Annotated in this window: 11 protein-coding genes; 2 read left to right on the top strand and 9 right to left on the bottom strand. The window is 50.9% G+C overall.

Going from position 1 to position 10066, the window contains the following annotated elements:
- Positions 1 to 78 precede the first annotated feature (78 nt).
- Positions 79 to 666, top strand: a complete 588-nt coding sequence (locus NY78_RS09025; protein ID WP_053062171.1) for a c-type cytochrome — start codon at positions 79 to 81, stop codon at positions 664 to 666.
- A 17-nt stretch (positions 667 to 683) separates the two neighbouring features.
- On the opposite strand, the gene traI is transcribed toward NY78_RS09025, so the two are convergent.
- The 3 genes from traI to NY78_RS09010 all read right to left on the bottom strand — a co-directional run bounded on the left by traI (position 684) and on the right by NY78_RS09010 (position 4141).
- Entirely contained in the window at positions 684 to 2384 is a 1701-nt protein-coding gene (traI, locus tag NY78_RS09020) for a TraI/MobA(P) family conjugative relaxase (protein WP_082139938.1), read from the bottom strand.
- Positions 2385 to 2405: 21 nt separating this feature from the next.
- Positions 2406 to 2735, bottom strand: coding sequence for a plasmid mobilization protein (locus NY78_RS09015; protein ID WP_043634630.1), 330 nt, complete (start codon positions 2733 to 2735; stop codon positions 2406 to 2408).
- Positions 2736 to 3334: 599 nt separating this feature from the next.
- Positions 3335 to 4141, bottom strand: coding sequence for a hypothetical protein (locus NY78_RS09010; protein ID WP_047960099.1), 807 nt, complete (start codon positions 4139 to 4141; stop codon positions 3335 to 3337).
- 177 nt (positions 4142 to 4318) lie between these two features.
- On the opposite strand from NY78_RS09010, the gene NY78_RS24640 reads away from it, so the two are divergent.
- On the top strand, positions 4319 to 4480 hold the full coding sequence (locus tag NY78_RS24640; protein ID WP_156180903.1) for a hypothetical protein: 162 nt from the start codon (positions 4319 to 4321) through the stop codon (positions 4478 to 4480).
- 34 nt (positions 4481 to 4514) lie between these two features.
- Here NY78_RS24640 and NY78_RS09005 read toward each other — a convergent pair whose 3' ends face one another.
- The 6 genes from NY78_RS09005 to NY78_RS08990 form a co-directional block, all read right to left on the bottom strand.
- A complete protein-coding gene (locus tag NY78_RS09005; RefSeq protein WP_272483554.1) occupies positions 4515 to 5261 on the bottom strand; it encodes a methyltransferase domain-containing protein in 747 nt (248 codons plus the stop codon).
- 180 nt (positions 5262 to 5441) lie between these two features.
- Positions 5442 to 6251 (bottom strand): IS21-like element helper ATPase IstB, encoded by an 810-nt coding sequence (gene istB, locus NY78_RS09000; RefSeq protein ID WP_043634545.1) that lies wholly within the window; start codon positions 6249 to 6251, stop codon positions 5442 to 5444.
- The gene (gene istA / locus NY78_RS08995; protein WP_082139937.1) at positions 6248 to 7747 is read right to left on the bottom strand and encodes an IS21 family transposase; all 1500 of its coding nucleotides are present in this window, start codon (positions 7745 to 7747) and stop codon (positions 6248 to 6250) included. Before istA ends, istB begins: the two co-directional genes overlap by 4 nt.
- 407 nt (positions 7748 to 8154) lie before the next feature.
- Positions 8155 to 8451, bottom strand: a complete 297-nt coding sequence (locus tag NY78_RS24635; RefSeq protein ID WP_156180902.1) for a hypothetical protein — start codon at positions 8449 to 8451, stop codon at positions 8155 to 8157.
- 105 nt (positions 8452 to 8556) lie between these two features.
- On the bottom strand, positions 8557 to 8745 hold the full coding sequence (locus NY78_RS24630; protein WP_156180901.1) for a hypothetical protein: 189 nt from the start codon (positions 8743 to 8745) through the stop codon (positions 8557 to 8559).
- Positions 8746 to 8905: 160 nt separating this feature from the next.
- A complete protein-coding gene (locus tag NY78_RS08990) occupies positions 8906 to 10030 on the bottom strand; it encodes a tyrosine-type recombinase/integrase (RefSeq protein ID WP_043634542.1) in 1125 nt (374 codons plus the stop codon).
- Positions 10031 to 10066 lie beyond the last annotated feature (36 nt).

Raw genomic sequence — 10066 nt, 5'->3', positions numbered from 1 at the left:
AATGTCGCGTGGGAGGTTTGGACCGGACACTACGAACTTGATGCCTGCGCTAAATCGAAAGCATAGGGGGATAACCGGATGCAAACCGTCAAGGTTCTTGCCGGGGGCGCGGGCGTCGGCATTATCGGCGTGGTCGCGTTCGTATTGTCCGGCATCTACAACATCGCGGCCACGGCCCCTCACTGGCCGATCACCCTATTCGTACTCAAGGTGGCGCGTGACCGGTCCATCGCCGCGCACAGCTCCGGGGTGCAACTGCCCGATCTGAAGAACTCCAAGCTCGTGGCCCACGGGGTAGAGCATTTCCATGAAATGTGCCGCCTGTGCCATGGCGCTCCGGGCTATCCCCGTCAGGAATTCGCCGAGGGACTCTATCCGAGTCCCCCGAATCCGGCTTCGGTCGTGGTTCAGGAGAAAAGCGACGCGGAACTTTACTGGATCATCGAAAACGGCGTCAAGATGACGGGAATGCCCGTCTTTGGTTCAACCCACAACCGTGAACTAATCGCGGGGATACTGGCCCTGGTGCGGCAATTGCCCAAATTGAGTCCCGATGAATACGATGCTCTGATGAAGTCCGGCGGCCTGCATGAAAGCGGTGGAGAAATGCACCACGGCTCAACTGGGTCCAGAGGGAACACGGCTTCGCCCGACACGAACAAATAGCAGAGAGGGGATAAAGGTTATTGCTCTGACGACCGGAGGGAAAGCCATTTCTCCCGTGCTCTTTCTTTTTCTAAAATATCATCATTAATTATTCTAGGTAGTTGTATGTAATTTTCTTTAAGATTGATACTGTTACCCAACTTCAACCGGGAAAAATTCACAGCCACTTTCTCTGCGGTCGGATCATGCGCGCTGAAAAGCACCTGGTCGCCCATGTCCCGGATCAGGCCGCCGCCGGGCAGGGTGAAGAGGACCGTGCCCTTGTCGTCGATGCTGTGAGTGAAGCCTTGGAGGGAAAGCGTCGCGGAGCTGTCGGGTTTGGTCGCCTCCAAGGCTTCGAGGTAGCGCATTCGGGCCACAGATAAGAGCGTACGCTTTTCCCCGGGTTTCAGTTTCGGATCATTGAGGATTTTTTGCCTACGGCCTTGCCACTCTTCATTTGCGGAGCTTCTGCCAGCCTGGGGCGAGGCATCGGCCGTATCGGCTTGTTCGGGTTCTACCACATCCTTCCTGGATCGGAGTATGGCTAGAGCCGTCTCGTTGCCTTGAGCTGCTTGCCAGCGCAGGAAGGCGCTCCACGAGGCGTAGGGGATAGCCTCCGCTAGCTTTTGACGCCGGAAGGCCACTTCCCGAACGAACCTACGCTTGGTCTTGGCCTCATGCTGCCGCAACTGCTTAAGCAGGGCGAAGCGGTCTCGCCTGGTCAAGGCCAGATCCTCAATCTCCTGGCGTATGCGCTCCCATTTCAGAGCTATCGCTTCCCGACGAGTCTGTCCCTGTTGCTTCAAGGCCGCAAGCTCCTCCTTTCGCCGGGCGATTCCGGTCTGGTACTCGGCAAACAGATTCCCGCGCTCTGGACCACGGTGTAAGGGCTTGGCCTGATATTGATCTTGAGACGGCACCCTGGTAACGGCCATATCGGGCGGCTTGAACGGACCCAAACGCTTTTCAAGCCTCCCCATGGCCAAGCTCCGGTCAAGGCTGCTGGCCTTGATCGTACGCTTGCCATGCCGGTCCTTGATGACGAGGCCGTTCCCGTGTGGCTTGATCTTCAGACCATATAAGGCCAGGGTCTGGTGCAGGCTCTGCCAGCCCGTGGCCTTCTCCAAGCTGGCCAGAATAGTTTCACGGTGTCCCCTGGCGTATCCTTCGAAAGACTGCTGACCGGTATGAGCTTCCACGTTCGCGGCTTCGTCGCTAAGTGGCGGTCGTTCTTGAGGCCTGGTTTGGTCGCGACCGTTGTCGATAGCCAGACCGAAACGCTTTTCCAACTCACGACAGACTCGATCCCGGCCACGGTAGTCGCGAAATGGCTCATGCCGGGTCAGCCGCTCCGGGTGAATCATGTTGTAGGCCACGTGCATGTGCAGGTTGGCTGTGTTTTTGTGCACACCGCAATGCCGTTGGTGCTCCTCGAAGCCCAAAGCCTTGGCAAATTCCGCCTCGATGGCCTTGAGGACTTCCGGCGTCAGCCTCATTTCGTCCTCGGGCCGGAAGCTCACGATGAGGTGATAGGTCTTTTCCTTGGTGGTCCGGGTGTTCAGCTCCTGGGTGTCGGAGACCTCCTGGACGGCCAGTTCGTAATCGTCGTCGGCCCAGCACCCGATACACCATGTCAACAGACATTTTTCGCCGTCGCGGCTGGCATCAGCGATGTACTTGGCTAAACGACGATAATTGTCGTTTCCCGGCTTTCTGGCAATTCGCCGGCTGATCATCACGACGCTCTCGTAAGCATATCAAATCCTGGCCACGGCGGCCTTGAGTTCCCGTTGACGGGCTTCTATTTCACGAAGCACACGCCTGATTTCTTGGTGTATCGCCTGATGAACCCCCTCCTTGTTGGACAGACACAATTTGAAAAGACCTCCGAGCCTGCCTAGGTCGGCATTGATCCTGAGCAGTTCACGGCGGGCTCTCTGGTTTTCCAGGCTTGGGACTGGCTGCCCAAGACAGACGCGTTTGGCGAAAGCGGAAAGAGACACACCTGCCTTGTCGGCGCTTTCTATGATTTTTCCATATTCTCCTGGAGTCAAATAGGTCTTCAGTACGGTTTTTTTGGAAGGCATGGTGCCCATCTCCTCACTGGCCTTTGCGTTGAGCCGCAGGCGAATAAGTCAGCCCCGCAGGGCAGGACGTGAAGAAGGCCGCCGCAGGTGGGCCTACTTCACCTGTCCTGCCTTCTGACTCCGTTACACCGTACTCCAACTTTCGATGCTAAACGACGCCATGCTCATTCTTTGATTAAAATTCATTATGACTCCATACAAAATAGTAGACAAATGACAAAACATAGCTAAGGCGCTGCATACGTGTAGAATAGGTCAATACATATGGACATGGCACAAGTGAACAATACTTTTAGCAAAAGTATTGGTGCATATTGCCATACTTTCAGACTGCCACAAATGTATCGACAATGAACAATGTGGCTATTATTTTGTTTATTCTTGTCTATTGATATTTATGACCGACACATACGGGTTAACAAGGCGACACTTATTCTAATTTTGTACAGGCACAGACAGGCAGCACGAGTTGCCAGATTACGAGATAGCGGTTGCTTGCCATCTTCCCTAAGAAAACTGGCAAGCTTTGAACGCAAATATGAGACAGAATTAATACGAAGAAGTCTTTAGCGGACTAAATGGCAATGGAATGAGGCGTTTTATTGATCTTGTCCCGGGCTATATCCAGGAGGATATCCAAGAGTCTCGTTCGCTCGCCGCTGGGCTTCTCGTACATCCAGCCCGGCCAAAACATGACTTGTCCAGGCGGCGTTCCAATGAGCGACACGCTGTTCCGTGTTTTTGTCGCCCGCGCGGCGCTTGAACACGGGCCTTACACCGGAAACCACCCGCCGCATGAAATCGGTCAACTTGCGATTGGCCTTTCGTGCCTTGCGGCGTAGCGCCTCTGAGGCTCTGGCCCGTTCCCGGCGCAGCATCGGCCCCAAGCCCAGCCAATCAAAAAAAGCCGTGGTGATAACCCGAATCGCCCGGCAGCCGAAGTAGTGGCCCTCATCGCTTCGACTCCGTGGCTGGGCTACCTGCATGAAGCCGGCCTCTTTGAGCTGCCTGATGGCCCGCTCACAACGGCGCTGGCCCAGGCCAGTGTCGCGGACAATGGCCTTCATGTCGATGTCGATAAATCCATTGGCCAGAGTCGGCACGCCCAGGCACAGGGAGGCGAGGTCGAGGCGGGATAGCAGGGTCTCCAAGACCACGAGACAGGCCTCCCGACGCTCGCTACGCGTTTTGCGGTTGCCCTGAGCCAGCAGTGGCGGACATTTTTTCGGATGGTCGTACCAAGCCTTGGTCCGCTCGGCGGCCAGGGAGAGAATGCGCGGGAGACCGCCCTTGCCTTTGCGAATCGGGTTAGCAGGAGTTAGCACAGGCAGCTTGGGGTCGTGCCCGCAGCGATTTCCAACGTAGTGGCTGTCCGACAGAGGAATATCGAGGGGAGTACGGCTCATTTTGCCATACTCCTGCCAGTCGAAAACCTTGAATCCCGGATAGCAAGGGTATCAAGGGCTAGGTGGGCGGCGGGGGTATCAGGGGTAGCAACGTCGTCAGGGTAGCAATAGGGTATCAAAAAAGATGAAGGCCTCACCCCGTTCCCGGGGTAAGGCCTTGAAATCCTTGGAGCCAGCATGGAGACTCGAACTCCAGACCTGCTGATTACGAAGACACAAAAGTTGGCTCATTATATTGATTTCATTGACCTATCTTGGCTATTCACATGTTCATCTGTGGCGGCCAGCCAACAAGATAATGCCGCGCGCAATGAAGCCTTTGGCTATTATTTTGGCTAATATTTGGCTGTAACGTGCATTACAAGTCAACTCACTACGCTTTACTTGCTACAAAATGCATCCCTATCGTCACGGGAGAACTTGAAAAACCTGTTGTCCCAAGAGGTTTGACTTCAGTGAACCCTGAGTCTCGTAGCATGTCCAGAAACGCCGTTTCCGGTATTGCGCCGCCCTGTCAAGTGAACCAAGATGACACCATATCTCGCCTATCTGCTCCGAATGGCATATTCAGAATTTGATCGGCAACTTGAAAGCTTCCACCCTTCTTCAATACACGAAAGACCTCATGCAAAGCCCGTTCTTTATCCACGACAAGGTTGAAAACGCCGCTTGAGATAACCACATCGAAAGATTCGCTTCTCAAAGGAAGCTTTTCAGCCGAGCCGTTAAGAAAGACCGCATTGTTTATTGCACTTTGCTTTTTGTTTGCCTGCGCTCGGGCTGCCATGGCGGGGGAAAATTCCACTCCCACCGCCTTTCCCTGCTCGCCGACCAGAAGAGAGGCAAAAAGCGTGTCCACCCCAGCGCCGCACCCTACATCCAAGACTGTTTGCCCTGGTTCGATGCGACGCAGCGACAAGGGGTTGCCAACGCCAACGAAGAACTCTCGCACCGTCAGGGGCAACAGCGCCACGAGTGCAGAGTCATAGCCTTGCGCTGTGAGGCCTTTCATTCCAGTGGGATAACGAAATTGACCAGTCGGCGACTTTGCCACCTTTTCATACTTATCGAGGATAGTCGTCCGAATTTGTTCGATTTCCGTAATCCCGAGAGTTTGCATGCCGACACCTGCGATAGATTATTTCGATAGTTAGCCATTTTTTTGATAGGGTATACCTATCGTTTGTGGATGTCAAGGGCGGAGAGAAAGTGTACCGGCTGGCCGGAGTAAAAGTGTACCACCCGTTGTCAGAGAAAGGGCCCCGAGGGGCCCTTTCTGTCGATTTGATATCTCGGTTCTTTACCTTGGGGAAGGCTCTGGATTTTGTCCGTTATCCTCAAGAGATGGTCTTTGAGCCGGACGAAGCTTCATTTTGCTTTGGTTAAGCCTGTAACTGTCACCGTTAATTTCCAGGATATGCACATGATGCGTGAGACGGTCTAGCAATGCTCCAGTCAAGCGCTCTGAACCAAAAACCTCTGTCCATTCATCAAATGGCAAATTGCTTGTAACAGCGATTGATCCACGTTCATATCGTTGGCTGAAAACCTCAAACAGAAGCTCGGCCCCTACTTTTGACAACGGCACAAATCCAAGCTCATCAATGATAAGCAACTTGTACCCTGCAAGCTGTTTCTGCATACGTAGCAATCGCTTCTCATCTCTTGCCTCCATCAACTCATGGACTAGTGACGCCGCCGTGACAAAGCCCACTGAAAGGCCCTTCTGACATGCAGCAAGTCCAAGTCCAAGGACCAAGTGTGTTTTACCCGTGCCACTATTGCCGAGGGCAATGATATTTTCTCGGCGTAAAATGTATTCGCATCGGGCAAGTTCGTTGACCAGAGGCTTGTTGATACTGGGCAAAGCTCGGAAATCAAAACTGTCCAGACTTTTTACGGCTGGGAACTTCGCTTCACGAATTCGTCGTTCTACCATCCGCCGTTCACGTTCGATTAACTCCAACTCTGCCAAACGTAGCAGGTAGCGGGGATAATCCATTCCTTCGGCAGCGCACTGTTGGGCAACCTTGTCGTATTCCCTGGAGAATGTCGGCAACTTTAAGGATTTTAAGTGATGCGCCAAGAGTAGCTGTGGTTGTTCGCTCATGCCGCCACCTTCTTCAGTAGCGACGAATAGGCGCTGGCTTTTGTCGTCAGGACTTTGGCATTAGGAAGATAAGGATAGACATCAAGATCGAGCCGAGGCGGCTTACGTTCAATGATGCACAGCAGTAGATGTTTAACGGCATCAAAGCCGATTGCCCCCAGTTTCAGGGCCTGCTTGATCGCTGTTTCGACTTGTTCGGGAGAAAACATCTCCATCAAGCGCAGTACCTGAACATATTCTCGCTTGCCGGCAGTGCCCATGCGGCTTTCAAGCAATCGGCGGAGAGTGGAAAAGCATTCAGGGAGTTGCCAGCCGGCAAGCGGAGCCGCCTGGTCCAGCGCGTTAATCTTCCTCTCTAGCAGTGCTAGATAGTGCAGCGGATCAAATATAAAATCTTCTTTATCGTACGAACGCGAATGTTTAGCGATACACTCACTGCCACAACAGACCATGATCTCGTCAACATACGCCTTGATCAGCACGTCTCGGTGTCCGTATATTGTAGGTACGGAGTAGTCGTTTGTCTTGTAACGAACCAACGAAAAAGAACTTACTTTTGTTGGGAACTTGATACACGCGTCATAAGGTGTTGTCGGTAAAGGTAAAAATGCCGACAAGTCACGTTGAAGTCTTTGCCCAATGGTTTCACTGTGGCCACGAAGCTTTTCTGCTAGTCGCATTCGGCAGCAGGCTTCAAGATATTCATTGAAAGCCTCATAGCTTGGGAAATGCGGGATTGGGACCATAAAGTTGCGGCGAGAAAAACCCACCAACCCTTCAACCTTGCCCTTGTCATTGCCCTTCCCAGGGCGACCGAAGCGATCATCAAACAAATAGTGAGACTGTAGCTCACTAAATATGCGTGAGCGTACACGCTTTCCATCGCCAAGAATTCGAGCAACTGCGATCTTGGTGTTGTCGTAAAGGATGGACTGAGGCACGCTTCCAAAGAACGCAAAAGCTGAATTGTGTCCATCACAGAAAGCTTCAGTTGTCTCTGCGGGGTAAGCTTTGACGAAGCAGGCGTCGCTGTGAGGGAGATCAAAAGCAAAGAAGTGAGCTTTTTGCTCTATGCCACCTATCACTACTACGGCTTCACCAAAGTCTGCCTGGGCATGACCCGGGGGATGCACCAAAGGGATGAACATCTCCTGAGATCGCAAGGTTTGCTCACGCACGTAGTCCTTTACGATGGTATAGCCACCGGTAAACCCATGCTCATCTCGAAGGCGCTGCAGAATGCGCTTGGACGTGTGATGCTGTTTCTTGGGGCGAAGCTTGTCGTCGGCAAGGATCGCATCGATGATGCCTGTAAATTCTCCTAACTTGGGAGAATAAATCGGCTTCAATCGTTGGTAGCCCGGAGGGATGGAAAAACTGAGGAATTTTGAAATGGTTTTCCGGTGTAGCCCAAAGAATTTGGCTGCTTGGCGGATACTCATCCCTTCAACGTGGCAGGCTCGCCGGACTCGCTGATAAATCTCCACGTGGTACATCCCCCCTCCCTTCCTTGCGACCGGCTCTTTACCAGCAGATCGAGTGGAAGGCTTTAGCCGGTACACTTTCGGACCGGCGCAACCGAGGAATTCGGTCGCTCCAGGGGGGCATTATTGCTCCGGCGCTTATATCCTATTGATGTCAGAGTATGATTTTATCAAAAAACACGTAGACGAAATGTTTATTGAGTAGGCGTTTAAAAAACGCTATTTTTATATTCTGATACTGCATTGAGCCTACGTAGCGGCCGTTAAAATAGTCCAGTCCGATTAATAAATGACTGGCTCTTTCTGCGTTGTTGCCACAATGAATTTATCAGCAAGAAAAAATGTATTTAATTTGCACCAAATCAGGTGAATACAAAACATTTTGCATTCACCTGATTGTACTTAAATTGGCATATTAATTAACGGTAATCGTAGTCTGTCCCTGTCCAATATACTTCAACACCATTGTCGTATGGATCATTCACCGGCAGTAAACTTTGTTGAACATAACGGCCATCTCGCGAAAATCTATAATGTTTTTCGAGAACCCATCCCCACATATTGCAAATGGCTTTTTGAGAGTACAAATGTTTAATTGGAAGGTAGTACTTTTTATAGCATTTCGGACAAATTGTTTTCCACTGTTCATCTGGTTCGACGTAGAATTTTTCACCCATACACGCACAGACTTTTTTGACTGTTCCTTTTTTAGCCACAACTATTCTCCTTTGTATTGACGGGCACATCTTCTGGAAAAGATATCCCCGTTGTTTTATTTTAAGCACGCATTAACAACAAAATTCAGGTCTTTTCAGTGCAACTCAAATGTCGTCGGAAGAAATAATTTCATTAGTTGCATCATTTATTGATTGTTTGAAATTTTGCTTCCTGGCAATTGGTACAAGTTTCAATTTTCTGACAGGAGTTATTCCTGTTGAAATAGCAATTTCGCTCTGATATGTTTCGGCACTGTCCTCTGAAGAGTGTGAGGGCAAGTTGTTGATATCCATTGTTCAGTCCTTTTTTTCTTTGAATTTTTCGGCTTTGAATTTGAGTTCTCAACACTACTACTTAATTAAGTTTATTTATTGCAAAAAGCTGCAAGTGTTTAAATCATTCTACTACATTAGCTGGACATCTCCTGGCAAAGATGTCCAGCCGTTTTTAACTTCAAACTAATTCAGGCAATAAACTAACCGCTCTTTCTTTTTCACCTTCCAGGCAGTGATAATAATGGCTTGTTGTCGTTGAAATCATTGAGTGCCCTAACAGTTTGGACACTGCTGCCAAATCTGCTCCTTTGCTCAACATGGTAGTGGCAAAGAGATGTCGTAAGTCATACATTCTAACAGGGTATTTAATGCCTGCCCGTTCGCAGGCTCTTCTGAAACCTTTGCGGATCATGCCAATTGGCTGGCCGCGCCACTCGATCACATAACCTGACATTGATGAAGGCTTCTTTCCCTTCATCTTTTCAAGCAGGGCCGGGGCAATTGGTACAGACCGGTAGGTCTTTGTCTTGCTTGCATAAATTTTAGCAATGCCTTTCTCCAAGTCGATGTGATCCCATTTCAAGGCAAGAAGTTCAGATTCACCGGGCCGTGTCCCCAGGCTGAAACAAACCTCCATGGCCCACCTGACATGTGGCTCGGCATGGTCCATGATCCTTTTGACGTCATTGACGGTCAACTGGACATCACGCGGCTTCTCTCTTGATTTCTTCCTGCCCTTCATGGGGTTTACCTTAGTCAGCCCAGTGGTGACGCCAAAATTGAAGATGGCGTTGACGTAATCGCCATAACGATTCACGGTCAGCTGGGAACGGGGCCGGCCCTGTTTACCGTCGGTTTCCTGGAAGAACTGGATGAACGGGACCATGTCATCGATGTAGGTCATCGAATTCACTGCCCGGTCGCCGATCAGCGGATTGAACTGGTTTTCAACCATCTTGGCCAACTTACGGGTATTGTTCTCGGTTCTGCCCGACACCTTGAGATGGGACAGGTATTTTGCCGCGAGTTCCCGAAATGTCATGCCTTGAGGAAAGTGATCATCTTTCACCGGGGTAGTGATCTCTTCAATCACCTTCACTGGCGCGGGCTCCGGCAAGGTGATCACCTTAGTCTGAAGGACTGGAATTGCCTGCCCCTGGTCTTTTGCTTCAATGACAGCCGAATTAAAGGCATCAGCTTGAGCATAGGCATTGTCGCCGCGGCCGAACGACTTATCCCGTCTTTTACCCGACTCATCGTGATAAAAGACCATCCATCGTCCATCTCGTTGATAGACGCCCATAAAATACCTCCGAAGTGTATCCTATTGATTTTAAGT

It is taken from the genome of Desulfovibrio sp. TomC (assembly GCF_000801335.2).
In the GTDB taxonomy this organism is placed as follows: domain Bacteria; phylum Desulfobacterota; class Desulfovibrionia; order Desulfovibrionales; family Desulfovibrionaceae; genus Solidesulfovibrio.
The sequence above is the reverse complement of the archived record's forward strand: the minus strand, read 5'-3'. Positions and strand labels throughout refer to the sequence as shown.

Excerpts from the sequence above, each read along its gene's own strand:
- NY78_RS09025 (WP_053062171.1), top strand. The coding sequence starts at position 79 with ATGCAAACCGTCAAGGTTCTTGCCGGGGGCGCGGGCGTCGGCATTATC.
- traI (WP_082139938.1), bottom strand. The coding sequence starts at position 2,384 with ATGATCAGCCGGCGAATTGCCAGAAAGCCGGGAAACGACAATTATCGT.
- NY78_RS09015 (WP_043634630.1), bottom strand. The coding sequence starts at position 2,735 with ATGCCTTCCAAAAAAACCGTACTGAAGACCTATTTGACTCCAGGAGAA.
- NY78_RS09010 (WP_047960099.1), bottom strand. The coding sequence starts at position 4,141 with ATGAGCCGTACTCCCCTCGATATTCCTCTGTCGGACAGCCACTACGTT.
- NY78_RS24640 (WP_156180903.1), top strand. The coding sequence starts at position 4,319 with ATGGAGACTCGAACTCCAGACCTGCTGATTACGAAGACACAAAAGTTG.
- istB (WP_043634545.1), bottom strand. The coding sequence starts at position 6,251 with ATGAGCGAACAACCACAGCTACTCTTGGCGCATCACTTAAAATCCTTA.
- istA (WP_082139937.1), bottom strand. The coding sequence starts at position 7,747 with ATGTACCACGTGGAGATTTATCAGCGAGTCCGGCGAGCCTGCCACGTT.
- NY78_RS24630 (WP_156180901.1), bottom strand. The coding sequence starts at position 8,745 with ATGGATATCAACAACTTGCCCTCACACTCTTCAGAGGACAGTGCCGAA.
- NY78_RS08990 (WP_043634542.1), bottom strand. The coding sequence starts at position 10,030 with ATGGGCGTCTATCAACGAGATGGACGATGGATGGTCTTTTATCACGAT.